Below are 25745 nucleotides of genomic sequence, written 5' to 3' on the forward strand. Positions count from 1 at the left end.
AGAAATAAAAACTACACATCTATACAACTATATGTTATTATGGTTATGTAATAGAAAGCGTTTTCTAAAGCGTACTTATAATGATAACGATTTCATAAATTTAATTAGGGGGAATTAAAATGTTGCAGTTTTTACAACGTATTGGTAAAGCTTTAATGCTTCCGATCGCAGTACTACCAGCAGCAGGATTATTGCTTCGTTTAGGGCAACCAGATGTATTTGATATTCCTGTTATGGCACAGGCCGGCGCAGCAGTTTTTGATAACTTAGCACTTATTTTTGCAATTGGTATTGCAATCGGTCTTTCAGTGGATGGTAGTGGTGCAGCAGGTCTTGCAGGTGCAATTGGTTATCTTGTTATGAAAAATAGTATTGATGCACTTAGCAAAGGGTATTCAACTGCTGAATTACAAGGTAAATTAAGTAAAGTCCAAGATTTAATAGGTAATAGCGCAAATGTAGATCCATCTAAGCTTGCGGATACAATGACACAAGTATCTAAGGCTGCTGAATTATCGACTAAAGTAGATATGAAAGTCTTAGGTGGTATTATTGTTGGTGTTATAGCAGGACTTCTTTATAATAAATTCCATAAGATTAAACTTCCAGAATGGTTAGGTTTCTTTGCTGGAAAACGTTTCGTTCCAATTGTTACATCAGTCGTGATGCTGATATTAGGAATTCTATTTGCACAAATTTGGCCAACAATTCAAAATGGTATTGATGCATTAGCTCATGGAATTGTTAATTTAGGTGCAATTGGTTCAGGATTATTTGGTTTATTAAACCGTTTATTAATCCCAATTGGTTTACACCACGTAATGAACACATACTTCTGGTTTGTATTTGGGGACTTTACAAATGCAGCAGGTAATGTTGTTAATGGTGATATTGCTCGTTTCCTTGCAGGTGACAAAACAGCAGGTATGTTTATGACTGGTTTCTTCCCAGTTATGATGTTCGGTTTACCAGCAGCATGTTTCGCAATGATTGCAGCTGCTAAACCAGAAAAGCGTAAAGCAGTTACTGGTATGTTAGCTGGTCTAGCATTAACTTCATTCTTAACTGGTATTACAGAGCCTATTGAATTCTCATTCATGTTCTTATCACCAGTATTATATGGTATTCATGCTGTATTAACAGGTCTTTCTTTATTCATTACAACATCGCTTGGCATTCATGATGGTTTCTCATTTAGTGCCGGTGCAATCGATTACGCTTTAAACTTCGGTATTGCAACAAAACCAGTCTTACTAGCAGGTATCGGTTTAATTTACGCAGCAATTTATTTCATAGTATTCTACTTCTTAATTAAGAAGTTCGATTTAAAAACTCCTGGTCGTGAAGATGACGATGAGTTAGTTGAAGATGGTGAGGCACCAGTTGCAGGTTCAATCGGTGAAACTTACGTAGCAGCTTTAGGCGGAAAAGAAAACTTAACAGTTATTGATAACTGTGCAACACGTCTACGCTTACAAGTAAAAGATGCTGGTCAAGTAAATGAAGCAGCATTAAAACGTGCTGGTGCAAAAGGTGTTATGAAATTAAGTAATACAAGTGTACAAGTTATCGTAGGTACAAATGTTGAATCTGTTGCCGATGATATGAAAAAACACGTATAAATAATGAGATAAGAGGATGTCCAAAAAGATTGATAAAATCAATTTTTTAGAGGATATCCTCTTTTTTTTGTTAATAATTTAACGGGAATCTTACTTTTGTAAATTTTCTTTTTCTTTTTTGTACATATAGGTTGGTAATATGTGCAGTGCGTGATAAAGTAGGGATGATATAGAATGGATTATCCATAATCTACTAAAATAAATCTTTAATAGAGGAATTAAATTATTGGTGAGTAAGGGGAAAAAAGCAATTATGGATCAGGAAAAAAATAATGCGAATGGGAAAGTACGTCGGCCGATTGTATACATAAAAAGAACAATCATTCTCGTCTTACTATTATCACTTGTATATTTTATGTATACAAAAATTGTTGCGCATAATAAGAAAGAAGAAACTTTAAAAGCGGCAGCAGAAATGAAGAAACAAGAAGAGCTAAAAAAGAAAGAAGAAAAAAAGAAACAAGAAGTACAGAAGCAAAAACAAAAAGAGCAGGAAGAACAAGTGAAGCAAGCGCAAGCTGTGGAGAAGCTTCCCGAGGGACCACCTCAAGAAATTAATGAAAACGCTCAATTAGACCAGTATTTACAAAACGCAGGATTTAGCGGGACAGCTGTTATTGTAAAGAATGGAAAAGTTCTTTTGAATAAAGGGTACGGTATGGCAAATAAAGAACAGAAAGTACCGAATAATTCAGAGACGACTTTTTATATTGGTTCTATTTCAAAGGCATTTGTAGCAACTGCTATTATGCAGTTGAAAGATCAAAATAAATTACAAGTAGAAGATACTGTTGCAAAGTATATTCCAAATTTTCCTCAAGGTAATAGTATTCAGCTAAAACATCTATTAACACATACATCAGGGATTCCCGAATATGAGCAGGGAAAAGAAGATATTTCTCATGAAGAACTGATAAAGCGGATAGGAAATCAAAAGCGTATTGGTGGTCCAGGAGAGAAATGGAAGTATTCTGACTCGAACTACTCTATACTTGCATACATTGCCGAGAAGGTAAGTGGACAGTCGCTCGAAGAATATATTAAGCAACATATTTTTGCTATTGCGGGTATGAAACATTCTGGTTTTGGCACAGCGTTAGAACAAACAAGATTCCCATCAACGGGTTATAAAATAGTAAATAATAATATGACAACACCTAATATTCCGAGCATGTCACAACTATATGGTTGTGGTGATATATACACAAGTGCGCATGATTTATATTTATTTAACGAAGCACTATTCTCTGGTAAATTAATTTCAAAAGAGAGTTACGATCAAATGTTTACGGGTGGAAAAAAGGATTACGGGTTTGGATGGTACGTAGACCCAGGAAGCTATTCGAATCACGGTGTAATGCCAGGATGGAATTGCTTAAACGGATTTAGTAAAAATGGTAGTGTATATGTTGTTTTATTATCTAACATTCAAAATAACATTAAATCATTTGGTAAAGTGAATAACGATATTTATTCGATATTGCGGAATATTGAAGTGTAAGAAACTATCCTTTTGGATAGTTTTTTTTATGCCTTGAACCAAATATTTCTTTTAGAAAATGTATGTCTTACCTATCACAAAAATATCTATTTTGTATACATTAAGATGTATGGATGTGAAATTTTATAATCTAAAAATAATAGGAGGAGAAGTGTATGTGTCTGTTCAGAAAATATTGGAATAAATTATCGAGATTGTTTAATAGGCAATTAGATTATTTTTTAGATAATAAGTTATTACCTGCTGTGGAAAGACTTTTATTTTCACAAAACTTCGCGAGATTTATTCAAAGAAACTCTAAGCAAGCTACTGAAGAAGTTATTGAATCAAGTAGATTTCAATCTATTATTTGTAACATTTTAAAAGAATGTACTACATCACCTTTTAAAGAAATTGCAGAGCAGTATTTAGGTAAAAACGTAGAAATTACTGTGACAGTGGGACAGTTAACAGGCGTTATTGTAGCAGTTGGTGATGACTTCTTAACATTGCAAGAAGGAATAGGAACAGAAGTTTTATTACCATTTACAAGTATTATATCAATTAAAGAAGCGTAAGAAAGGAGCGTTATATATGTTATTTACTGATGAATTACGTAACCATGTTGGGGAACTAGTGCAAGTTGTGACAGCTGTAGAAATCATTGCAGGCGTTCTTTTATCTGTGACGGATGGGGCAGTAATTGTTCGTACTTCTCCTTCTTATGGACCACCAGAAGATGTAGTTGTGCGTATTCCTATTATTGCTTATGTTCGCTTGGAAGGGTAAGAGTGATACAAGTATGAGAGTGTCAGTTGTTATTCCAGTGCATAATGAAGCAAGTACTTTATCAAAAGTTTTAGTAGAAGTAAGAAAGCTCGAACCATATGAAATTATCATAGTAGATAATGGATCGACAGATGGTACGAAAGAAATAGCGCTACAGCATAATTGCCGTGTGATTTATTATAGATATTCCCTTGGTAATGATGTGGGACGGGCAATTGGTGCTAGAGAAGCAAAAGGTGAAATTGTTTTATTTTTAGATGGTGATATCGTCATGAAAAGTGAAGAATTATACAATTTTATTAAAGGAATACAGCAAGGACATGAGATTGTTTTAAATAATTTAACATGGTCCGTTTATTTGAAGATGAGACCGCATTATACGACGGTTGGAAAATATATGTTAAATCGTTATTTGAACAAGAAGGAGTTTGTTGTAGGATCTTTAATTGCAATACCACATGCGATAAGTCGTAAAGTGATTGAAAAACTGGGGTGGTGGAATTTAGCAGATCCAGCATTATTTCAAGCGATGGCGATGTCTAGAGGAGTAGATATTTCTGATATGGCTTCAGTTGATGTCATTTACACAAATAAAGTTCGTCCTGTCCATACGGGCACATCACCTGGCTCTCCTTATCCGAAAGCGACTAGTCGTATTATGGGTGATCATTTGCGTGCTTTACAATACGTAATCGAAACATACGGTAATCGCGGTGGTTTTTCAGAGGACAATAGAGATAGAGCGTTTGTAGGAAAGTATAAACCAGTTTTATTACAAAAGAAAAAAGCGAAATATAGTGCCATTATCCCGGTATCAGAAGAAAAAATAATTATAAGGTCTGTTATACAAGAAGTGAAAGAAGCAGGTGTAGATGAAATTATAGTTGTCGCAAATGGAGCAGATGTTGAGACTGTTAAACAGGCAAAGCTAGAGAATGTTATTGTAGTTGAATTTACGAAGGCGCTTGGACATAATGTAGCACGAGCAATAGGGGCTATGCATGCTACGGCAGATATTTGTTTATTCGTTGATGGTGATTTTGTTATTCCAGCAAAAAAACTCACTCCATTTTTACATGCTGTTGAAGATGGAAATGACGTGGTGTTAAATGATTTACAATGCTTATTAGATATGTTTCATCCAGCAGATCCAATTAGTATGGGAAAATACTTTTTGAATTTGGTAGCGAAAAGACCAGATTTATGGAATAACTCACTAACTGCTGTACCACATGCCATGCATAAGAAGGTAATAGAGAAAATAGGATATGACTCCCTTATCATTCCGCCATTAGCACAAGTGAAAGCTATTTTAGAAGGATTCTCTATTACAACAGTAGAGTTAGTAGATGTTATAAAAACAAATCGAGTACGTCCAGAGCAACACGAATTTGTAAATGGGCGTATTTCAGCGTTTGATCGTATTTTCGGTGATCAACTTGAGGCGGTTACGTATTTATTACAACGTACGGACGAACGTGGTGGCTTTACTGATGGAGATAGAGATAGAGATATCATTCAACAATTGAGAAGGGAAGAAGAGAATACAAATGAATAGTAGTAAAGTAGCTATTATTGGGTTAGGGTATGTTGGCCTTCCTTTAGCGGTACATTTTGCAGAAAGAGGGCATACAGTACTTGGATTAGATAAAGATATTAGAAAAATAGACTCAATTATAAAAGGAGAAAGTTATATTCCAGATGTTTCTTCTAAAGAGTTACAAAGTTTATTGACGAAAAAAAAATTAACAGTAAACACACCGGATCAAGGCATTGCTGATTTTCAAAGTAGTGATTATGTTATTGTCACTGTCCCGACTCCAATTAATGAACAAAGAGAACCAGACTTAAGTGCCCTCATTTCAGCTTCGCATTATATACAACAAAACCTTCAAAAAGGACAAACCTTCATTTTTGAAAGCTCCACATATCCAGGCACACTTGAAGAAGTCATCATACCTATTATTTCTCAAAATAGTAACAAGGTAGGGGAAGATTTCTATATCGGATATTCCCCTGAGAGAATTGATCCAGCAAATAGTCAATATTCAGTTCAAGCTATTCCAAAAGTTATTAGTGGACAAACAGAAAAGTGTAGACAAAAGGTACAGGATTTATATAGTACCATTTTTGACGAAGTTGTACCTGTTAGCTCTCCGAAAGTAGCAGAGATGTGCAAGCTATTTGAAAATATTCAGCGCTTAGTTAACATTTCTTTAGTAAATGAACTAAACACACTATGTGAAAGTTTAGGCATTGATTTTTATGAGGCCATTGAAGCGGCATCTACAAAACCATTTGGGTTTACTCCATATTGGCCAGGGCCAGGGATAGGGGGACACTGTATTCCAGTAGACCCTTTATATTTTCAATGGAGAATAAAAAAGAATGGGGCAATTAGTCAATTAATTGAGGCAGCACATATAATTAATGAAGAAATGCCAGAGAAAATGGTCCGGAAAGTAAAAAGTGTGGTGCAATCACCTGCAACGGTGTTAATTGTAGGGATTGCGTATAAAAAAGATGTAAATGATTTGAGAGAATCACCAGCGTTACCGATTATTCAATTATTAAGAAATCAAGGATACGAGATAGAATATCATGATCCTTATATTTCTTTCGCGGAAATTGGAGATAAGGTGTATCAATCTGTTTCTTTAGATGAAGAAAAAGTTAAAAAAGCGGATTGTATTTTAATTTTAACGGATCATTCTAATATTGATTGGAAGCTTTTTAAAGGAATGGACCGAGTAATAGATACACGCGGGATTGTAAAGAAGGTGAGTAAATGAGTAAGAAATGTTTAATTACAGGTGGGGCCGGATTTATCGGGTCGCATTTAGCTGAAGAGTTGATGAGAAGAGGTTATGAGGTCACTGTTGTGGATAACTTTTATAAAGGTAAAAATAAGTACCATAAAGAGTTAATGAAAAAAATCCGTGTTATTCCAATAAGTGTTTTAGATAAAAATTCTATTTATGAATTAGTAGATCAGCATGATGTCGTGTTTCATTTAGCAGCAATTTTAGGTGTGAAAACAACAATGGAAAAAAGTATAGAGCTCATAGAAACGAATTTTGATGGGACGAGAAATATTTTACAAGCAGCGTTAAAAGGAAAGAAGAAAGTAGTTTTTGCTTCTACTTCAGAAGTATATGGTAAGGCCAAGCCGCCTTTCTCTGAAGAGGGAGATCGATTATACGGGGCAACTTCTAAAATTCGTTGGAGTTATGCAGTTTGTAAAACGTTGGAAGAGACATTATGTTTAGGATACGCATTAGAAGGTTTACCGGTAACGATTGTTCGATATTTTAATATTTATGGTCCAAGAGCGAAAGATGGTCCGTATGCAGGGGTAATCCCGCGATTTATTAGTGCGGCTTTGCAAGGAGAAGACATTCTCGTATATGGAGATGGAAAGCAGACACGTTGTTTTACGTATGTGAGTGATGCGGTAGAAGCAACAATTCGGGCAATGGATGAGAAGGTAAATGGTGAGATTATTAATATAGGTTCTGAGAATGAACAGAGTATAAAAGAAGTAGCAGAAGTAATTAAAAAATTAACGAATTCTTCTTCGAAGATTGTACAAGTGCCTTTTGAAGAAGTATATCCTCATGGTTTTGAAGAAATTCCAAATAGAAGACCAGATGTAACAAAATTAAAAAAGCTTGTTCAATTTCAGGCGAAAGTAACGTGGGAAAACGGATTGAAGGAAACAATTAAGTGGTTTCGTGAACAAAACAATGGCTAAGTCATTATCTGTTATTATTCCTGCATGTAATGAGGTCGATACGATTTCAGACGTTATTCAATCGGTAAGACCATTAAATCCAGTAGAAATTATTGTAGTAGCAAACGGTTGTAATGATGGAACAGAAGATGTTGCAGATCGTTTAGGGTGTAAAGTAATCAAACATACAGAGCTACTAGGGAACGATGTTGGACGTGCAGTCGGCGCAAAACATGCGATAGGTGATGTATTACTATTTATAGATGGTGATTTTGCTATTCAAACTTCAAAATTAAAATTATTCCTTAATCCGATTTTATACGATCAGGCAGATGTAGTTTTAAATAATTTGGATGCATTATTTTTAAAAAGGCAAAAACCTACTTCTATTACAGTATGGCGCCAAATATTAAATGCAATGTTAGAGCGTGAAGAATTAAAAATTAATTCTTTATTAGATGTACCTCATGCGCTGACGAAAGAAGTCGTTCAAAGCATCGGATATGAATGTTTTGTTAATCCTATTGTGGCTCATTTACGCCTACTTCAAAGTAAATGGAGAATTAGTCGTCATTGCGCCATTGACGTTATTACGCCAAATAAATTTCGTCCATTCCAGCATGCTGCATATGGAACAAATCTTTCCCAATCTGAAAAAAGAATGATAGGTGATCATATAGAAGCAGTAGCGGCACGGATATTAAGCAGTGATGAGCGCGGAGGATATTATGATGGAAATAGGAAAAGGGATAGTGTCTATCATACTTTAAGTTTTGAAGAGTTTTATCAAGGATGGGGCGTCACATCTAATTTGTATAAAGGAAAGCAACTATCTGTTGTTATTCCCGTACAAGATGAAGAGAAAACAATTGGAAACGTTATAGAAGAGCTTCGCAAAATTGAACCCTTCGAAATTATCGTTGTCGTAAATGGTTCGTCAGATAAAACGAAAAAAATTGCAAAAGACAAAGGGGCAACGACAATTGTATATAAAGAAGCACTCGGAAATGATGTAGGGCGCTCACTTGGAACTTATTTTGCCAAAGGAGAAATTGTGTTATTTATAGACGGCGATTTTATTATTCCAGCGAGTGAGCTATATCCTTTTGCAAAAGCTATAGCAGATGGAAAGGACGTCGCATTAAATGATTTAAATCACTATTTAGATTTAAGAGTACCACTTCATCTTGTAACTGCATTTAAGTATGCACTAAATTTAGCTTGTGATAGAAAGGATTTAGGGGTAGGCTCACTTATTGCGGTACCTAATGCATTTAGCCAAAAGTGTTTGAAAGCAATTGGGTATAAATCTTTATTGTCACCTTGTGTAGCACAAGTGAAGGCTCTTCTGTCTGGATTTGAAATTGCATGTGTATATCGTGTTGAGGTTGATAAGATGAACCGTATTCGTCCCAGTGAACATTTCGCAAAAATAGGTCACCCTCCAGCTGTACTTCGAATTATAGGTGATCATATAGAGGGACTAGAGCAAATAATTTCATTAACAGACAATCGTGGCGGATTCTATGATGGCAATAGAAAAAGAGATGTTTTATAGAAGTAACAAAAAAGTGTACAACATGTGTACACTTTTTTGTTCTGTTATAAAAACTATAACAGATTAGGAGATAAGAGTATTACAGCTCTACAATGGGTATTGTTCTTATATTACAAAATAGGACTCGTATATAAGGATACCAAAAAAATACAATTAAGGAAAGGGTTAATTTTAAAGACTTTTAAATGAAGTTAACACTATATATATAGTAGTTTGCTCAATATTTCACAAACATGTCACAACTATTTCGTTCACTTTCGTAAAAAAGTAGTATTCTAAGTGTGTAAGCTGTTATATAAAAAATCTTAGTCCTGTACTAATCAAAAATGGAGGAGATTAGGATGACTCAAGTATTAGAAAATGTTAAAAACGCATGGGAAAACTTTAAAGGTGAAAAATGGAAAGCAGAGATTGATGTTCGCGATTTCATTTTAAATAATGTAAACGTTTTCGAAGGAGACGAATCTTTCTTAGCAGAAGCAACTGAAGCAACGAAACAACTTTGGGATCAAGTAATGGATTTAACAACGAAAGAACGTGAAAACGGTGGCGTTCTTGATATGGATACAAAAATTGTTTCTTCTATTACATCACATGCCCCTGGATACTTAAATAAAGATATTGAAAAAGTAGTCGGTTTCCAAACTGATAAACCATTTAAACGTTCTTTACAACCATATGGTGGTATTCGTATGGCAGAACAAGCTTGTGAATCTTATGGATACGAAATGGATAAAGAACTTAGTCGTATTTTTAGAGATTGGAGAAAAACTCATAACCAAGGTGTATTTGATGCATACACACCAGAAATGAGAAATGCACGTAAATCAGGTGTTATTACGGGTCTTCCAGATGCATACGGACGTGGACGTATTATCGGTGACTATCGCCGAGTAGCGTTATATGGTATTGATCATTTAATTGAAGCGAAAAAAGCTGATTTAAATTTAACTGGCGGTGTAATGAGCGAAGATACAATGCGTTTACGCGAAGAGTTATCTGAGCAAATGCGTGCACTTCAAGAGTTAAAAGAAATGGCCGCTTCTCATGGCTTCGATATTTCTAAGCCAGCAACAAACACGCAAGAAGCATTCCAATGGTTATACTTCGCATACCTTGCAGCGATTAAAGAGCAAAACGGGGCTGCAATGAGTCTTGGGCGTACTTCTACATTCTTAGATATTTACATTGAAAGAGATTTAGCAAATGGTACTTTAACAGAAGAAGAAGTACAAGAAATTGTAGATCACTTCATTATGAAATTACGTCTTGTGAAATTCGCAAGAACACCTGATTATAATGAATTATTCTCTGGTGACCCAACTTGGGTAACTGAATCTATCGGTGGTATGGCATTAGATGGTCGTCCATTAGTAACAAAGAACTCATTCCGTTTCTTGCATACATTAGATAATTTAGGACCAGCTCCAGAACCAAACTTAACTGTTCTTTGGTCTAAACAATTACCAGAGAACTTTAAAAACTACTGTGCGAAAATGTCTATTAAAACATCAGCAATTCAATATGAAAATGATGACATTATGCGCCCTGAATACGGCGATGATTACGGTATTGCATGTTGCGTATCTGCAATGAGAATCGGTAAACAAATGCAGTTCTTCGGAGCTCGTGCAAACTTAGCGAAAGCATTATTATATGCGATTAACGGTGGTAAAGATGAAAAATCTAAAGCACAAGTTGGTCCTGAGTACGCACCAATTACTTCTGAAGTATTAAATTATGAAGAAGTTATGCATAAGTTTGATATGACAATGGAATGGTTGGCGGGTCTATATTTAAACACATTAAATGTTATCCATTACATGCATGATAAATATAGCTATGAACGTATTGAAATGGCACTTCATGATACAAACGTTCTTCGTACAATGGCAACAGGTATTGCTGGTCTATCTGTAGTAGCAGATTCATTAAGTGCAATTAAATACGCAAAAGTAAAACCAATTCGTGATGAAAATGGTATTGCAGTTGACTTCGAGATTGAAGGAGATTTCCCTAAATACGGTAACAATGATGATCGTGTAGATGAGATTGCTGTAAATCTTGTAAAAACATTTATGAATAAACTTCGTAAACATAAAACATACAGAAATTCTGTTCATACAATGTCAATCTTAACAATCACATCTAACGTTGTATACGGTAAGAAAACTGGTAATACTCCAGATGGCCGCCGTACTGGAGAACCATTTGCACCAGGTGCGAACCCAATGCATGGACGTGATACAAAAGGTGCATTAGCTTCATTATTATCTGTGGCTAAATTACCATATGAAGATGCACAAGATGGTATTTCTAATACATTCTCTATTATTCCGAAAGCACTTGGTAAAGAAGATGATGTACAAGTACGTAACTTAGTATCAATGCTTGATGGCTATGCAGTAAAAGAAGGCCACCACTTAAATATTAACGTATTTAACCGTGAAACATTAATGGATGCAATGGAACATCCTGAGAAATATCCACAATTAACAATTCGCGTATCTGGTTACGCTGTAAACTTTATTAAATTAACTCGTGAACAACAAATTGATGTAATTAACCGTACAATGCATGAAAGCATGTAAATGAAAAAAGTGTCCCTTCGCTCTTAATATATAGCGAAGGGAGGCTGTTTCAATAAAGGAGGAAGTAACATGGTAAAAGGAAGAATACATTCTGTAGAGTCTTGTGGTACTGTTGATGGCCCAGGGATTCGTTATGTCATATTTACACAAGGGTGTTTATTACGTTGTCAATATTGTCATAATGCTGATACGTGGGAAATCGGTAAAGGTAAAGAAATAACAGTTGAAGAAGTGATGCAGGATGTGACATGTTACCTTCCATTTATTGAAGCTTCCGGAGGCGGTATAACAGTTAGCGGTGGAGAGCCATTATTACAGCTAGACTTTTTAATTGAGTTGTTTAAAAAGTGTAAAGAGGCTGGTATCCATACAACAATCGACTCTTCTGGTGGTTGTTATTCTGAGGAACCAGAATTCCAAAATAAGCTAGATATTTTAATGGATTATACAGATTTAGTTTTATTGGATCTGAAACATATCGATTCCAAAAAGCATCGTAAATTAACAGGGAAACCAAATGAACATATTTTACAATTTGCTCGTTATTTATCGGATAAGAATAAACCGATTTGGGTACGACACGTATTAGTTCCTGGTGTTACGGATAATGAAGAGGATCTACAAAAACTATCTAGCTTTATTCAAAGTCTGTCTAATGTTCAAAAAGTTGAAGTGTTACCATATCATAAGCTTGGTGTATATAAATGGGAGGCGCTTGGACACAAGTATCCACTCGCAAATGTAGAACCACCTACTGAGAAAAATGTAGAACATGCTAAATATATTTTACAAGCGGTCTAATCCAAATATTGGATTAGGCTTTTTGCTTTCTTTACAATAAAATCTAGAGTATATATTGATAAAAGAGTATACTGAAAATAGAATATCCATAATTTTGTACGGAATAAATGGAGAAATTTACATAATTGTAAAGGGAAATCAAAATAGTAAAAAGAATTAAGAAGTAAAAGAGTGAGTATCATGGAATAGAGAACATTTGTAAGTTATTGCGAAAGCTCTTATAGGAAAGTATAATGTAAAGATATGAGCACAGATAGGATTAAGGGGTCAATCTTATATGCTTTGCATATCCACGACAGGTACATAGCTGAAAGGGAATTATTAGAATCTGTTTATGTAATTTTTAAGGAAAATGTTTTTCCTATTGTCGTATATGCAATATGGAGAAACAAAAAGCTAGGAGTGGATTTGTTTGATAAAAAACCCCAAGGTTTTAATATTAACTGCACATTACGGTAATGGTCATGTGCAAGTAGCAAAAACATTAGAACAAACATTTCGCCAAAAAGGAATTGAAGATGTTATTGTATGCGACTTGTTTGGAGAATCACATCCATTTATAACTGACATTACAAAATATCTATATTTAAAAAGTTATACAATAGGAAAAGAATTATATCGTTTGTTTTATTACGGGGTAGAAAAAATTTATGATAAGAAAATAGCATCTTGGTATGCGAACTTTGGAAGAAAACGTTTGAAAACACTGTTACAGGTGGAGAAACCAGATATTGTAATTAATACATTTCCAATTATCGCTGTACCAGAATTGAAGAAACAAACAGGTATTTCAATTCCTGTCTATAACGTATTAACGGATTTTTGCGTGCACAAAATATGGATTCATCGAGAAGTAGATCGTTATTTTGTTGCAACGGATCATGTGAAAGAATTGATGGTTGATATCGGTGTACCTGCGGAACAAATTGTTGAAACAGGAATTCCAATTCGGAGTAGTTTTGAGTTAAAGGTAAATCCAGAAATCATATATAATAAATATCAGTTATGTAAGAATAAAAAGATTTTACTAATTGTAGCAGGTGCTCATGGGGTATTAGGAAATGTAAAAGAACTATGCCAATCATTTATGTCAGTGCCTAATTTACAAGTAGTTGTCGTTTGTGGGAAAAATGAAGCTTTAAAACAGGATTTATTAAGTTTACAGAAGCAAAATTCCGATGCATTAAAAGTGTTTGGGTATGTTGAAAATATTGATGAATTATTCCGTGTTACTTCTTGTATGATTACGAAGCCAGGCGGAATAACATTAAGTGAAGCAGCAGCGTTGCAAGTACCTGTCATTTTATATAAGCCTGTTCCAGGACAAGAAAATGAAAATGCGATGTACTTTGAAAGAAAGGGAGCAGCAGTTGTCATTCGCGATGATAGTGAGGTTTTTGCAAAAACAGAGGCATTATTACAAGATGATGTGAAGCTTCTTCAAATGAAAGAAGCAATGAAAAGCATCTATCTTCCAGAGCCAGCTGGTCATATTGTAGATGCAATTTTGGCAGAAAATCATGCAGAACCGCGTCATATACCTATTAAATCACCTGCTCTTGCACAATCTTTTACTTAATATGAAACCCTCTTTGTATATGTAAAGAGGGTTCTTTATTATTTTTAAAGAAAATTTAGTGAGTTATCCACAAAAGGATTGCGCTTTCATTAAACAGTAAAGTCGGAATATTAACAACTATATCCACATTGTCCACAATTTTTAGAAAAATATCCACAATTAAAACAGCTGATATATGCTTTAATATAGAAAAATATTAAATGTTTTTGAAAATTACTAACAATTTCATCGGTTTTGTGGATAAAGTTGTCCACAGCAAAAAAGTCCCTTATGTATAAGGGGCTTTTTTGCTTACTTCTATCAGTCGAGAAAATTATGTAATGAAAATGAATAATTAGGGGGGAAACTTCTAATTATTCATTTTCACTTTAAATGCTTTTCGAGCGATATCCTGCTGCACGATCTGCTTTTTGAAATTCGCGTTGATAGAGAACTTCTTGTGTACTAGATAATGTGTTTTTTGCTTTATCACGTTTCTTTTTATCCATTACAAATCACCTCGTGTCTTAAAGTTACTATTTATCGTTTCCAAAGACATGAGGGGATATACGCATATGGAAAATGTTAACGATTGATTATCATTTCAGAAAATTTAGATTACGCTTCTTTTAATTGATGAGCATCTTGGAAGGTTGTATCTCGCATTGTAGCAAGTGTGTATTGATCTTTTGGAATTTCATATAGGTTATACACTTCTTCGTTTGCGTTAATTTCATCATATACGGCTTTTCTTGTTTCGTTTGCTAGATTCACATATTGTAGTTTTTCTGCAGCTTTAATAGAACGAATATTTATTTTACGAATACGCATGAAAATTGTTTCAATATCTAATTCATAGAAAAGTTCACTAAAAAATGAATCTTTTGCCAATTTGTTATAGCCTTTTCCATGATATGGTTTGCCAAGCCATGTCCCGAGAAATCCAGCTTTTTCTTGCACATCAAATAAAGTAATTGTTCCGATAGGGTTACCCCATTCATCTAAAATTGTGCGTGAAATTAATTCACCACGCTCTTCAGCTTCAATCGTTTGTTTCGTTAAGAATAAATATTCTTCATAAGAATAAGCCTTTTGACGCACAAAAGGGAAGACAGCTGGATCCACCATTAACTCGTATAGAACGTGGCTGTCGTGTAAGTCGCGTTTTTTCAACATACTAACTCCTCCTCACACGAGGGTAGCATGACGAAAAAACACCCCACCCTCGAAATTTTTATATCAATCTTTAAAAAATTTCGGGGTGGGAATCGAACCCACTAGAACCAGTTTCTAACGCTGGTGGCGCACCATTTGCCTTCCCCATTCATCAATTTGAAAATGATAATCACGACACAAATTGATTATGGTTTCATTCAGTTTATAATCGTATAATACTTTATCTAGTCAAAAAAATAAACTAGTTTTTTTTATTTTTTTTGTAAATTATTTTTCCATCAATCATAGTTAGTACAGGCTTGGCTAAATAATGGAAAGGATGATGAGTCCATAGCACGAGATCGGCGTCTTTTCCAACCTCGATGCTTCCAATTCTATCCTCTAAACGCAAATTTCGTGCTGGGAATATGGTGATTCCTTCTAGTGCTGTTTTCTCGTCTAACCCTTCTCTTACTGCAACAGCAGCGCAAACATTTAAATATTGAATGGGTGTATAAGGATGATCTGTTGTGATAGAAACTTCCACACCATTTTTTGATAATATATGGTAAGTATCCCATGTTTTATTTTTTAGTTCGATTTTAGAACGGCGTGTCAGAGTGGGACCAACTGAAACCTTCAAATTGTGTTTTGAAAGTTCTTCAACAATAAAGTGTCCTTCTGTGCAATGTTCAATGCGTAAATCGAGATTGAATTCTGTTGCAAAGCGTAGAGCAGAACTAATATCATCTGCTCGGTGAGCGTGGATACGTACGGGTATTTCCCGACGTAATGCTTTTAAAATAGGAAGCATTCGAAAATCAGCTTCGTGCCCGTAGTGTTGTGCTTCATAGAATGATTCCCGAAGTAACCCCATAATCCCCATACGTGTAATGGATTCTTTTGTTCCATTACTATGGACTTTTTTAGGATTTTCTCCAAAGGCAATCTTTAAACCAGCAGGTTCTTGAATAATCATATGATCAATACAAGTTCCAGCTGTTTTTATTACACAAGTAGTACCCCCGATAATATTTTGACTGCCAGGCATAACGTGAACGGTTGTAATTCCGTTTTGTACAGCGTCTTGAAAGGCAATATCGAAAGGATGGATTCCATCTAAAGAACGAATATGTGGTGTTGAAACTTCAGATGTTTCATTGGCATCATTTCCAGCCCAACCAGTACCTTCATCATAGAGACCAAGGTGAGTATGGACATCAATAAAGCCAGGTAAGAGATGGAGTGCTCGTGCATCTATAACGGTCATATCTTGAGTAGGTGGAATAAAAGGTTTGACCTCGGTAATTCGCTCTCCTGTAACGAGTACATCTCCTTGAAACTTTTGAGATGTAATAGGGTATACAATGGCTTGTTTGAGCAATATTTTCATAGGTACCTCATTTCTGTTACTTTATAATGCTAATGGAAGTTAAGGGAAAGTAACTGAAAGGTTATTTGTATGGTAATGCTTCGGATCCTAGAAAATGAAAGTTTTGAAAGAGCCCATGTAAAATTGTGTTTTAGAAGTACTACATTGTATGCGAAAGTATATTTTGTAATGCATGGTCTATTTCTGGAAATGTGTATTGGTATCCATGTTCAATTGCTTTAATGGGTAATACACGTTGCCCTTCTAGTACAAGTATGCTCATTTCACCTAATAAAGTTTGAATGATAAAAGAAGGTACAGGCAACCAATGAGGCTTTTTCATTATAGTTGCAATGGTTTCTCCAAATTCCTTCATTCTTATAGGTGTTGGTGCTGTCATATTAAGAGGACCATCAATTTCTTTTTTGTGTATAATGAAATCCATCATACGAACGACATCGTCTATATGAATCCATGATAACCATTGCTTCCCAGAACCAATGGTGCCGCCGATATAGAATTGATAGGGAAGTAGCATTTTTGGAAGAGCTCCTTCATTTGCACCTAATACAACTCCAAATCTTGCGTAGATTGTTCGTATTCCGAGAGAACGTGCTTTAGATGCTTCTTGTTCCCATGAATATACTGTATTTGCTAAAAAGTCATTTCCAGGAGTCTCATGCTGTTCTGTAAAAGACTCTATTTCAGACGTTCCATAGTATCCAATAGCACTTGCGTTAATAAATGTGTGTGGCTTTGTATGGAGTCCCTGCAATTGTTTAATGAGTCCTTTTGTTGTTTGAATTCTACTGTTTAAAATGGCTTTCTTTTGTTGCTTTGTCCATCTACTATTAATAGACTCTCCGGCTAGATTAATAACTACATCAATAGAAGAGAGGGGGAAGGTTTGTAAATCTGGTGTCCATTGAACATACTGAAGGTTAGGATCGGAAGTTTCAGTAGTTTTTTTTCGTGTGAGAATGTAAACAGTATATCCTTTTTGAATAAAAAAAGTAGAAAGGGATTTGCCGATAAAGCCTGTACCACCAGAAATTGCGATTTTCACAAGTATTTCCTCCTCATTATATATATTCTTGAAAAGAAAAAATGTTCCTCGACTATGTTAAAATAATAGAGAGGTGAGAGTATGGCTGTCATTACAAAAATAGAAGTACAAAAACGATCGAAAGAACGATTTAATATTTATATTGATAAAGGTCAAGGCGAAGAGTACGGATTTAGTGTGGATCAAGTAATCTTAATAAAACATGGATTACAAAAAGGCTTAGAAATTGATGAAATCGAGTTAGGAAATATTTTGTACAATGAAGAAGTGCAAAAAGCATATTTACAAGCAATCTCCTATTTATCCTATCAAATGAGAACAAAACAAGAAATAGAAGATTTTTTACGAAAAAAAGAAGTGGGACAGGCCATCATCTCTGAAGTCGTTTCGAAATTATTACATGACCGATATATTAATGATAAAGAGTATGCTGTTTTATATACGCGAACGCAAAGTAATGTGAATCGAAAAGGTCCAACTGTTATTAAAAGAGAGTTATTAAATAAAGGTGTTCAGGATTTAATTATTACACATAGTTTACAAGAATATCCGAAGGAAAAGCAAATTGAGAATGCCTTGTTTCTCATAGAGAAGAAGAAAAAATCTTATCAAAAACATTCTTTTTTACAAATGAAACTAAAGTTAGATGAGATGCTTGTTCGAAAAGGATATTCTAGAGAAATAATTCAAATTTGTTTGGAAGAATTGAAAGACGAAAAAGATGACGAAAAGCAACAAGAAGCGTTACACTATCATGGGAATAAATATTATGAGAAATATAAGAAGCATGATGGATGGACATTTGAAAACAAGATGAAACAAGCGTTATATCGAAAAGGATTCTCTATTGATGAAATCGAGATATTTTTGCAAATGAAACGCGAAGAGGAATGAGGAGAATAAGATGAATATGCCAAAACGCTACAGTGAAATGACACCGCATGAGCTAAGGGAAGAAATTGGCGCTTTGAAGGAGCAAGCAGTAAAAGCTGAGCAGCTTGGGATTGTCAATGAATTTGATGTATTAATGAGAAAAATGGCAATGGCTCGTGCTTATATGACGGATATAAACAAATTCCGTATTGGTGAAACATATGAATTAGTAGAAGAACCTGGTGTATTATTTAAAATTACGTATTTCAATGGGGTATTTGCTTGGGGATATAAGCAAAATGATAATGAAGAGATTGGCATACCAATTTCCTTATTGCAAGAAAAATAAAAACCAGAGAGCATATATCTCTCTGGTTTTCATCTTTGGTAGGCGTTAAAGGAGATAGGAGATTCTAAAATTGGCGTTTTTTACATTCATTTGCCAATATAATGAGAGACTGGGTTTGTTGCGTCTGTCCGTTAACTTGCGCTTTCGCATGTTTTGGACGAGTCCACGTATGGTTAAATAATTCAGAACGACTATCTAAGCGATCACGGTAGCTCATCTTTATCACCTCGTGTAGGAAGTTAATTTAATTTGTATTACTCTTCCTGCTGATTTGCAGCACGCATACGTTCTTGTGGGTGCGTGTTAATTGTGCCGTTAGGTCGTTTCGAAGCGAAGCGTGATTTCGCTTTCGGTTGACCGTCGATTTTGCTGTTGTTTTTTGACTCAGACCAAAATTCGGCTTGTTTACCCATTACGAACGCCCTCCTCATTATCGGTTGATACCTCTTTAAGAAGTATCAATTATAGAATGTGCAAAATTGAAGAAACTATCCTTTAGAAATGAAGGGATAAATAGGTAAAAGGAGATTATAATATGAATGATATTTATGAAACATTAACGAAAGAATTATTAGACAAGAATGACAAGCTTTCTTACGCACAAGCTCGTGCGTGGGTTGAGTTACTATGGGAAGATTTTCAAACAACTTATGCAAAATCAGGTCGTTATCAAGGCGATGAAATGACAGAACAAGTGGTACGATCATGGATTAATAATCATGGTGTACGCCTTCATGAAATGCGTACAAATAATCCGAAGTATAGTCATTTAATTAATCAAGAAGATCATTTGAAACATTAAAAAAAGCGACTTAAGTCGCTTTTTTTAATGTGGAAGTAATTCCAGTTTTTTTCGAAGCTTTTCTTCACTAAAGATCCATCCTGTATAGGAACTAATAATATTTAAATTGTGGTCGAGCTGAACGATTGCAACAAATGGATAATAATCTTTACTTCGATATCGTAAATCAATGAATCGTACTTCATAATAATGGTCATGATCAAAAATATCCCAGCGATATACAGGAGAGAAAGATAGAAAGGCCGAGATGTTTTCATCTTGTTTAGCTGCTCGCATAATATTATTGTCTGGGAACGGTACTCGATCGAACTTATCATATATCATGATGTTACCACGGTGCCATCTCGCAACGTAGTAATAATCAGCCGTAACGATTGCTAAATGGTAATGGTAAAATCGGTAAGAAGGAGAAATGATAATCTTTTCGACATTTTTGAAACGTTTGTGTACAACGCTTCTTATATTTCTGTGCATCATAATCCGTCCGATATAGTAAACAATCATTAATATATATGCCGCTAAAGCTGTATATCCCTTATGAGAACCGACGAGCATGCAAGCAATTGCAAGTATATGGATAAAGAAAATTACGGTATCGAATGTATTAATCACGCCGAGTGCGACCCATTTTTTTGTGAAAGGCCGTAATGCTTGTGTACCATAGGCATTGAAAATATCTACAAAGACGTGAAGGAAGACAGCAATAAATGACCAAAGCAGTAGATGAAGATATGGAGCGTCTGAAAAGAAGGCGAAAGAGATGCCACTTATAAGGAATGACCAAAGAATTACCGCAGGAATAGAATGAGTAATCCCACGATGATTTCTTATATATTTAGCGTTATTACGCAATTTTAAAACTGTGTCAATGTCAGGAATGTTGGAACCAGCAATTGTAGCAAGCATAACAGCTTGGGGGCCAATATCACTTTGTGCTATGGCTGGATCTAATGTTGCTAAGCTACCTAAAGTGATACCCATAACAAGGTGAGTGGCTGTGTCCATAGAAATCCACCTCCGTTTTTTATTAATGTAACTCTTTTTATTCGATACCTCAAGTCCTTTGCCTTCTATTTCCTGTATCATCTTACTTAAATTTTTTCCTAAAATCTTTATAATAGTACTTATATGCAAAAAAATGAGGGGGATCAAGTTTGACACTTGAAATACTAAACAATTTTAATATAGAGCAGTTTCAAAATGATTTAATTGGTTGGTTTGAAGAAGAACAGCGCGACTTACCATGGAGAAAGAATAAAGATCCATACCGCGTTTGGGTTTCTGAAATTATGTTACAGCAAACAAGAGTAGAAGCTGTAAAACCATATTACGCAAATTTTATGGGGAAGTTTCCTACACTTGAAGCGTTAGCGAACGCAGATGATGAAGAAGTATTAAAAGCATGGGAAGGTTTAGGATATTATTCTAGAGCACGTAATTTACATGCGGCAGTAAAAGAGGTAAAAGAAGTATACGGCGGAGTTGTACCAAGTGATGTAAAGAAAATTGAAAAGTTAAAAGGAGTCGGACCATATACAAAAGGTGCTATTTTAAGTATCGCATATGGTATACCAGAGCCGGCAGTTGATGGAAATGTTATGCGTGTATTATCTCGTATTTTATCAGTATGGGATGATATTGCAAAACCAAAGACTCGAAAAGTTTTTGAAGAGATTGTGCGTGAAATTATTTCAGTAGAAACCCCATCTTACTTTAATCAGGGATTGATGGAATTAGGTGCACTAATTTGTATTCCGAAAAATCCAGCATGCTTACTTTGTCCTGTACGTGAACATTGCAGAGGATATGCTGAAGGTGTTCAAAAAGAATTACCAGTAAAAAGTAAAGCGAAAGCTCCTAAAATGGTACCTATTGTTGCAGGTGTACTTCAAACTGAAGACGGTCGTTACGTTATTAATAAACGTCCAAGTACAGGTTTGTTAGCTAACATGTGGGAGTTTCCGAATGTGGAACTTGGAGAAGGTATTCGAAATCAGAAGGAACAGCTTATAGATTATATGAAAGAAAAATTTGAGCTCGAGGTTTCTATTGATGAATACGCAATGAATGTACAACATACGTTTACACATCGTACTTGGGATATATTTGTATTTTACGGAAAAGTAACCGGTAATATTGTTGATACAGATACATTAAAATTTGTATCAAAAGAGGTATTTGAGCAATTACCTTTCTCAAAATCACACCGTACTATTTATGAAAATTGTGTGGAGAAAATTACAATGCAATAAATAAAAAAGTGTTCCCAATCTAGGGAACACTTTTTTAATCGTAAGAAATTTTTGTCCCATGAGTCCAACTAGCTTCACCTTCTTGTAAGCCGCCTCTTGATTCGATTTCTACTACAATTTCTTTGTAAATACTTTGCCCTTCTACATTTAAATAAGGCAGAACCTGTTGTAGTGAGTGATGAAAATAAGCTAATTCATCTTCTTTCCATTCATTTTTTGAAATCATCGTTAGTTCAGTCATATCGCGTCCTATATACATATTTACACCTCCATTTTCTATAGTTTGAATGAGTAACAAAAGTTATATGCGGAAATTTTAAAAAAGAAAATTACGGATAGCTTCTAAGTGAATTGGTTACATTATTGATTGTGGAGGTGAGAAAGATGAGTAAAAAACAACAAGGTTATAACAAAGCAACTTCTGGTGCTAGCATTCAAAGTACAAATGCTAGTTATGGTACAGAGTTTTCAACTGAAACAGATGTACAAGCTGTAAAACAAGCAAACGCACAATCAGAAGCAAAGAAAGCACAAGCTTCTGGTGCACAAAGTGCAAACGCTAGTTATGGTACAGAATTTGCAACTGAAACAGACGTGCATTCTGTGAAAAAACAAAATGCTAAGTCAGCTGCAAAACAATCACAATCTTCTAGCTCAAATCAGTAATGAAAGAAAAACACTTCTCTAATTCGGGAGAAGTGTTTTCTTTTTGCGTGGATCGTTGTAATGAAAAGAAAGCGAACGACATAACTTCTAATAAGTCAACAAATGTAGTCAAAGGAGAAGGAAGTTAACAATTAGAATTATGTAATTAGGAATAATAACTGATGAATAAGTCCAAAAGGGGGTAAGTAATGAACGATTTTGATAAGTTGGTAGGGGAGCAATTAGAAACGATGGATGAGTTGTTAAAGTTACAAGCACATCTAGAGAAGTATCAACAAATCGAAATGAATGAAAAAGATACGTGCGATAAAAAAGAACTGCATTTTATCCGTCAGGAAATATATAGAACAGAAGTAGCGTTGAAGATGTTACATGAGAAATTTGAAGAACAAACGAATAGTGTAATTCAATCTTTTGCAACTGAAAAAATGATTTCAAATTTAGGGTAAGATATATTGTTATCTTCAGGTGAAAAGTCCTTCTTTGTATGGAAATAGAGAAGGGCTTTTTCTATTACATGTCCTCGCTTATAAATAATGCAGTACAATCCCTATCTCTTAAGAAGAGTTGGGGCATAGTATTCAACGATAAACCTCCTGCATATTCAATTTGAAAAATAGAGTCTTATCCCTTTAGTTTTAAAATTTCGACAAAAAAGTTATAATAGAAAAAAAGTGAATGCCGTTCAAAGGGCATTTGCAGTTGAAAGAAGGGAGCATATATGGGATTTCCCAAAGAAGGAGAAAAAGTACAAATACATAGTTATAAACATAATGGCTCCATTCATAGAATGTGGGAAGAAACAACAATTTTAAAAGGGACACAGAGTCTTGTAATCGGAGCGAATGATCGTACAGTAGTTACAGAATCGGATGGCCGAACATGGATTACTCGTGAACCAGCAATTTGTTATTTTCATGCCAACTATTGGTTTAATGTGATTGGGATGCTTAGGGAAGATGGCGTATATTATTATTGTAATTTAAGCTCACCTTTTGCGTATGATCCTGAAGCATTAAAGTATATTGATTATGATTTAGATATTAAAGTATATCCAGATATGACATATACGCTTCTAGATGAAGATGAGTATGAAAAACATAGTCAAATTATGCAGTATCCACCTGTTATTGATACAATTTTAAAACGAAATGTAGCACATTTAACACAGTGGATTCATCAAAGAAAAGGTCCATTTGCACCAGACTTCGTAGATATGTGGTATGAACGATATTTAATGTACAGAAATTAAAACAAACCTGCAGGGGGCTTCCCGGCAGGTTTGTCCTATTAGAGGGGGGATTATGTGCAAGGCATAAAAAGATATTTACAATTTGTTAAACCATATCGATGGCTTATTGCTATTACAATTATTATTGGACTAGTTAAGTTCGGTATCCCACTTATTATGCCGTGGTTATTAAAGTATATTATCGATGATGTAATTCAAGGCGCGGGCTCACTTCAAGATAAAACATCTCAATTAATAACAGCGATTGGAATTGCTTTTTTTATTTTTGCGGTATTAAGACCACCGATTGAATATTATCGTCAATATTTCGCCCAACGTATCGCAAATACAATACTGTATGATTTGCGGAAGCATATTTTCGGTCACTTACAAAAGTTAAGTTTACGTTATTACTCCAATACAAAAACAGGGGAGATTATTTCGCGTGTCATCCATGATGTAGAACAAACGAAGGATTTTGTAATTACTGGTTTGATGAACGTCTGGTTAGATACTGCAACAATTGCTATTGCTATCATTGTTATGTTTTCTATGAATATAAAATTAACATTTGTTGCGTTATTGATTTTACCTATTTATGTAATTGCAGTGAAATATTTTTTCGGACGTCTTCGGAAATTGACGAAAGAGCGTTCACAAGCGTTAGCGACGATGCAAGGGTATTTGCATGAACGTATTCAAGGAATGCAAGTGACACGTAGCTTTGCGTTAGAAGAGTATGAGGGGAAGCAGTTTGAAAAAAGAAATAATGAATTTTTAACGAAAGCATTAACCCATACAAGTTGGACGGCAAGAACATTTTCGGCAGTAAATACGTTAACCGATTTAGGTCCGTTACTTGTGATTGGTTTTGCAGCATATGAAGTAATTCAAGGGCAGTTAACGCTAGGAACGATGGTAGCTTTTGTTGGATATATGGATAGTTTATATAGTCCGCTTCGCCGCCTTGTTAATTCATCTACAACATTAACACAATCTTTTGCATCGATGGACCGTGTGTTTGAACTGTTAGATGAAAAATACGATATTGTTAATGTACCAAATGCGGTACAAACGAAAAAATTAAATGGAGAAATTGTATTTGACAATGTTTCTTTTCGTTATAATGCAGATGAAAAAGAGATATTACACAACTTGTCATTAACTATGCAGCCTGGAGAGAAAGTAGCGCTTGTAGGAGCGAGTGGGGGAGGAAAGTCATCTCTTGCTAGTTTGATCCCGCGTTTCTATGATGTTTCTGAAGGCGCGGTTTATGTAGATGGCATAGATGTAAGAAAGTACAATATGAGAAATTTGCGTAGTCATATTGGAATTGTACTGCAGGATAATTTATTGTTTAGCGATACAATTGGAGCTAATATTTTATATGGAAATCCGAAAGCTACAGAGAAAGAAGTGATTGCAGCTGCCAAAGCTGCGCAAATTCATGATTTTATTATAGACTTACCAGATGGTTATAATACTGTCGTTGGAGAACGTGGTGTGAAGCTATCAGGCGGGCAAAGACAACGCGTGGCAATTGCACGAGTGTTTCTAAAGAATCCGTCGGTACTTATATTAGATGAAGCAACTTCAGCATTAGATTTAGAAAATGAAAGGTATATTCAAGAGGCGCTTCAGACGTTAGCTGCTGACCGGACAACGATTATAATCGCACATCGATTAGCGACGATTACGCATGTTGATACGATTATTTACATTGAAGACGGTGAGATTAAAGAGACTGGTTCTCATGAAGAGTTAATGCGAAAAAGAGGATTTTATTACAATTTATATCAACTTCAACATATAACAGAAACAGCTCCTTTACCATAAAAGGAGCTGTT

Annotated in this window: 27 protein-coding genes and 1 pseudogene; 20 read left to right on the forward strand and 8 right to left on the reverse strand. The window is 35.0% G+C overall.

The features are described from left to right. Positions 1-119: 119 nt before the first annotated feature. From nagE to N2V80_RS02540, 12 genes and pseudogenes are all read left to right on the forward strand, one after another. Positions 120-1622, forward strand: a complete 1503-nt coding sequence (gene nagE / locus N2V80_RS02485; protein WP_000938903.1) for an N-acetylglucosamine-specific PTS transporter subunit IIBC — start codon at positions 120-122, stop codon at positions 1620-1622. A gap of 253 nt (positions 1623-1875) precedes the next feature. Next, complete coding sequence (locus N2V80_RS02490; RefSeq protein ID WP_000371841.1) at positions 1876-3123, forward strand: serine hydrolase domain-containing protein; 1248 nt, start codon at positions 1876-1878, stop codon at positions 3121-3123. A gap of 155 nt (positions 3124-3278) precedes the next feature. Beyond that, the gene (locus N2V80_RS02495) at positions 3279-3680 is read left to right on the forward strand and encodes a hypothetical protein (RefSeq protein ID WP_000335548.1); all 402 of its coding nucleotides are present in this window, start codon (positions 3279-3281) and stop codon (positions 3678-3680) included. Positions 3681-3696: 16 nt separating this feature from the next. Continuing rightward, on the forward strand, positions 3697-3891 hold the full coding sequence (locus N2V80_RS02500; RefSeq protein WP_000899469.1) for a hypothetical protein: 195 nt from the start codon (positions 3697-3699) through the stop codon (positions 3889-3891). 13 nt (positions 3892-3904) lie between these two features. Further along, the gene (locus N2V80_RS02505) at positions 3905-5449 is read left to right on the forward strand and encodes a glycosyltransferase family 2 protein (RefSeq protein ID WP_001266461.1); all 1545 of its coding nucleotides are present in this window, start codon (positions 3905-3907) and stop codon (positions 5447-5449) included. Beyond that, complete coding sequence (locus N2V80_RS02510) at positions 5442-6683, forward strand: nucleotide sugar dehydrogenase (protein WP_001088932.1); 1242 nt, start codon at positions 5442-5444, stop codon at positions 6681-6683. The genes N2V80_RS02505 and N2V80_RS02510 overlap by 8 nt, the downstream gene beginning before the upstream one ends. Then, positions 6680-7645: an NAD-dependent epimerase/dehydratase family protein gene (locus tag N2V80_RS02515; protein ID WP_000037023.1), complete on the forward strand. Its 966-nt coding sequence runs from the start codon at positions 6680-6682 to the stop codon at positions 7643-7645. Before N2V80_RS02510 ends, N2V80_RS02515 begins: the two co-directional genes overlap by 4 nt. Then, positions 7638-9182, forward strand: coding sequence for a glycosyltransferase family 2 protein (locus N2V80_RS02520; RefSeq protein ID WP_002100715.1), 1545 nt, complete (start codon positions 7638-7640; stop codon positions 9180-9182). The genes N2V80_RS02515 and N2V80_RS02520 overlap by 8 nt, the downstream gene beginning before the upstream one ends. Next, positions 9151-9371, forward strand: a pseudogene (locus N2V80_RS02525) (hypothetical protein). The gene N2V80_RS02520 and the pseudogene N2V80_RS02525 overlap by 32 nt, the downstream one beginning before the upstream one ends. 152 nt (positions 9372-9523) lie before the next feature. Continuing rightward, positions 9524-11773: a formate C-acetyltransferase gene (pflB, locus tag N2V80_RS02530; RefSeq protein ID WP_000195464.1), complete on the forward strand. Its 2250-nt coding sequence runs from the start codon at positions 9524-9526 to the stop codon at positions 11771-11773. Positions 11774-11842: 69 nt separating this feature from the next. Next, positions 11843-12574 carry a pyruvate formate-lyase-activating protein gene (gene pflA, locus N2V80_RS02535; RefSeq protein ID WP_000238467.1) on the forward strand — a complete coding sequence of 244 codons (732 nt, stop codon included), beginning with the start codon at positions 11843-11845 and terminating at the stop codon, positions 12572-12574. Positions 12575-12986: 412 nt separating this feature from the next. After that, positions 12987-14153 (forward strand): diglucosyl diacylglycerol synthase, encoded by a 1167-nt coding sequence (locus tag N2V80_RS02540; protein WP_000594688.1) that lies wholly within the window; start codon positions 12987-12989, stop codon positions 14151-14153. A gap of 368 nt (positions 14154-14521) precedes the next feature. Here the strand turns inward: N2V80_RS02540 and N2V80_RS02545 are convergent, their stop codons facing one another. The 4 genes from N2V80_RS02545 to N2V80_RS02560 all read right to left on the reverse strand — a co-directional run bounded on the left by N2V80_RS02545 (position 14522) and on the right by N2V80_RS02560 (position 17725). Continuing rightward, entirely contained in the window at positions 14522-14641 is a 120-nt protein-coding gene (locus N2V80_RS02545) for a YfhE family protein (RefSeq protein WP_000358482.1), read from the reverse strand. 109 nt (positions 14642-14750) lie between these two features. Further along, positions 14751-15308 carry a GNAT family N-acetyltransferase gene (locus N2V80_RS02550; protein ID WP_000914737.1) on the reverse strand — a complete coding sequence of 186 codons (558 nt, stop codon included), beginning with the start codon at positions 15306-15308 and terminating at the stop codon, positions 14751-14753. Between the two features lie 241 nt (positions 15309-15549). Then, positions 15550-16680: an amidohydrolase gene (locus N2V80_RS02555; protein WP_000698314.1), complete on the reverse strand. Its 1131-nt coding sequence runs from the start codon at positions 16678-16680 to the stop codon at positions 15550-15552. A gap of 139 nt (positions 16681-16819) precedes the next feature. Further along, a complete protein-coding gene (locus tag N2V80_RS02560) occupies positions 16820-17725 on the reverse strand; it encodes a TIGR01777 family oxidoreductase (RefSeq protein WP_000684380.1) in 906 nt (301 codons plus the stop codon). Between the two features lie 81 nt (positions 17726-17806). On the opposite strand from N2V80_RS02560, the gene recX reads away from it, so the two are divergent. After that, entirely contained in the window at positions 17807-18619 is an 813-nt protein-coding gene (gene recX, locus N2V80_RS02565) for a recombination regulator RecX (protein ID WP_061655997.1), read from the forward strand. Positions 18620-18629: 10 nt separating this feature from the next. Further along, the gene (locus N2V80_RS02570; protein WP_001057024.1) at positions 18630-18947 is read left to right on the forward strand and encodes a YfhH family protein; all 318 of its coding nucleotides are present in this window, start codon (positions 18630-18632) and stop codon (positions 18945-18947) included. Between the two features lie 64 nt (positions 18948-19011). On the opposite strand, the gene N2V80_RS02575 is transcribed toward N2V80_RS02570, so the two are convergent. Beyond that, positions 19012-19164: a YpzG family protein gene (locus N2V80_RS02575; protein WP_000122093.1), complete on the reverse strand. Its 153-nt coding sequence runs from the start codon at positions 19162-19164 to the stop codon at positions 19012-19014. Between the two features lie 37 nt (positions 19165-19201). After that, positions 19202-19360 (reverse strand): small, acid-soluble spore protein K, encoded by a 159-nt coding sequence (locus N2V80_RS02580; protein ID WP_000517891.1) that lies wholly within the window; start codon positions 19358-19360, stop codon positions 19202-19204. Between the two features lie 122 nt (positions 19361-19482). On the opposite strand from N2V80_RS02580, the gene N2V80_RS02585 reads away from it, so the two are divergent. After that, positions 19483-19749: a YfhJ family protein gene (locus N2V80_RS02585; protein WP_000998166.1), complete on the forward strand. Its 267-nt coding sequence runs from the start codon at positions 19483-19485 to the stop codon at positions 19747-19749. 24 nt (positions 19750-19773) lie between these two features. Here N2V80_RS02585 and N2V80_RS02590 read toward each other — a convergent pair whose 3' ends face one another. Further along, on the reverse strand, positions 19774-20754 hold the full coding sequence (locus tag N2V80_RS02590; RefSeq protein ID WP_000379106.1) for a metal-dependent hydrolase: 981 nt from the start codon (positions 20752-20754) through the stop codon (positions 19774-19776). A 149-nt stretch (positions 20755-20903) separates the two neighbouring features. On the opposite strand from N2V80_RS02590, the gene mutY reads away from it, so the two are divergent. Then, positions 20904-22001, forward strand: a complete 1098-nt coding sequence (gene mutY / locus N2V80_RS02595; RefSeq protein ID WP_061655998.1) for an A/G-specific adenine glycosylase — start codon at positions 20904-20906, stop codon at positions 21999-22001. 34 nt (positions 22002-22035) lie between these two features. Here the strand turns inward: mutY and N2V80_RS02600 are convergent, their stop codons facing one another. Beyond that, positions 22036-22260, reverse strand: coding sequence for a hypothetical protein (locus tag N2V80_RS02600; RefSeq protein ID WP_000275436.1), 225 nt, complete (start codon positions 22258-22260; stop codon positions 22036-22038). A 125-nt stretch (positions 22261-22385) separates the two neighbouring features. On the opposite strand from N2V80_RS02600, the gene N2V80_RS02605 reads away from it, so the two are divergent. From N2V80_RS02605 to N2V80_RS02620, 4 genes are all read left to right on the forward strand, one after another. Continuing rightward, the gene (locus tag N2V80_RS02605; protein ID WP_000039046.1) at positions 22386-22667 is read left to right on the forward strand and encodes a gamma-type small acid-soluble spore protein; all 282 of its coding nucleotides are present in this window, start codon (positions 22386-22388) and stop codon (positions 22665-22667) included. 188 nt (positions 22668-22855) lie between these two features. Next, complete coding sequence (locus N2V80_RS02610; protein ID WP_000997575.1) at positions 22856-23116, forward strand: YgaB family protein; 261 nt, start codon at positions 22856-22858, stop codon at positions 23114-23116. 272 nt (positions 23117-23388) lie between these two features. Next, positions 23389-23919: a nucleoside tri-diphosphate phosphatase gene (ntdP, locus tag N2V80_RS02615; RefSeq protein ID WP_000506624.1), complete on the forward strand. Its 531-nt coding sequence runs from the start codon at positions 23389-23391 to the stop codon at positions 23917-23919. Between the two features lie 54 nt (positions 23920-23973). Continuing rightward, positions 23974-25734: an ABC transporter ATP-binding protein gene (locus tag N2V80_RS02620; protein ID WP_001161596.1), complete on the forward strand. Its 1761-nt coding sequence runs from the start codon at positions 23974-23976 to the stop codon at positions 25732-25734. The last annotated feature ends 11 nt before the right edge of the window (positions 25735-25745 follow it).

The sequence above is a fragment of the Bacillus sp. FSL W8-0640 genome, from assembly GCF_038007725.1.
GTDB lineage: Bacteria > Bacillota > Bacilli > Bacillales > Bacillaceae_G > Bacillus_A > Bacillus_A cereus.

Bases quoted from the DNA above. Each gene is read 5' to 3' on its own strand.
- nagE (WP_000938903.1), top strand. From the start codon at position 120: ATGTTGCAGTTTTTACAACGTATTGGTAAAGCTTTAATGCTTCCGATC.
- N2V80_RS02490 (WP_000371841.1), top strand. From the start codon at position 1,876: ATGGATCAGGAAAAAAATAATGCGAATGGGAAAGTACGTCGGCCGATT.
- N2V80_RS02495 (WP_000335548.1), top strand. From the start codon at position 3,279: ATGTGTCTGTTCAGAAAATATTGGAATAAATTATCGAGATTGTTTAAT.
- N2V80_RS02500 (WP_000899469.1), top strand. From the start codon at position 3,697: ATGTTATTTACTGATGAATTACGTAACCATGTTGGGGAACTAGTGCAA.
- N2V80_RS02505 (WP_001266461.1), top strand. From the start codon at position 3,905: ATGAGAGTGTCAGTTGTTATTCCAGTGCATAATGAAGCAAGTACTTTA.
- N2V80_RS02510 (WP_001088932.1), top strand. From the start codon at position 5,442: ATGAATAGTAGTAAAGTAGCTATTATTGGGTTAGGGTATGTTGGCCTT.
- N2V80_RS02515 (WP_000037023.1), top strand. From the start codon at position 6,680: ATGAGTAAGAAATGTTTAATTACAGGTGGGGCCGGATTTATCGGGTCG.
- N2V80_RS02520 (WP_002100715.1), top strand. From the start codon at position 7,638: ATGGCTAAGTCATTATCTGTTATTATTCCTGCATGTAATGAGGTCGAT.
- pflB (WP_000195464.1), top strand. From the start codon at position 9,524: ATGACTCAAGTATTAGAAAATGTTAAAAACGCATGGGAAAACTTTAAA.
- pflA (WP_000238467.1), top strand. From the start codon at position 11,843: ATGGTAAAAGGAAGAATACATTCTGTAGAGTCTTGTGGTACTGTTGAT.
- N2V80_RS02545 (WP_000358482.1), bottom strand. From the start codon at position 14,641: ATGGATAAAAAGAAACGTGATAAAGCAAAAAACACATTATCTAGTACA.
- N2V80_RS02550 (WP_000914737.1), bottom strand. From the start codon at position 15,308: ATGTTGAAAAAACGCGACTTACACGACAGCCACGTTCTATACGAGTTA.
- N2V80_RS02555 (WP_000698314.1), bottom strand. From the start codon at position 16,680: ATGAAAATATTGCTCAAACAAGCCATTGTATACCCTATTACATCTCAA.
- recX (WP_061655997.1), top strand. From the start codon at position 17,807: ATGGCTGTCATTACAAAAATAGAAGTACAAAAACGATCGAAAGAACGA.
- N2V80_RS02570 (WP_001057024.1), top strand. From the start codon at position 18,630: ATGAATATGCCAAAACGCTACAGTGAAATGACACCGCATGAGCTAAGG.
- N2V80_RS02575 (WP_000122093.1), bottom strand. From the start codon at position 19,164: ATGAGCTACCGTGATCGCTTAGATAGTCGTTCTGAATTATTTAACCAT.
- N2V80_RS02580 (WP_000517891.1), bottom strand. From the start codon at position 19,360: ATGGGTAAACAAGCCGAATTTTGGTCTGAGTCAAAAAACAACAGCAAA.
- N2V80_RS02585 (WP_000998166.1), top strand. From the start codon at position 19,483: ATGAATGATATTTATGAAACATTAACGAAAGAATTATTAGACAAGAAT.
- N2V80_RS02590 (WP_000379106.1), bottom strand. From the start codon at position 20,754: ATGGACACAGCCACTCACCTTGTTATGGGTATCACTTTAGGTAGCTTA.
- N2V80_RS02600 (WP_000275436.1), bottom strand. From the start codon at position 22,260: ATGTATATAGGACGCGATATGACTGAACTAACGATGATTTCAAAAAAT.
- N2V80_RS02605 (WP_000039046.1), top strand. From the start codon at position 22,386: ATGAGTAAAAAACAACAAGGTTATAACAAAGCAACTTCTGGTGCTAGC.
- N2V80_RS02610 (WP_000997575.1), top strand. From the start codon at position 22,856: ATGAACGATTTTGATAAGTTGGTAGGGGAGCAATTAGAAACGATGGAT.
- ntdP (WP_000506624.1), top strand. From the start codon at position 23,389: ATGGGATTTCCCAAAGAAGGAGAAAAAGTACAAATACATAGTTATAAA.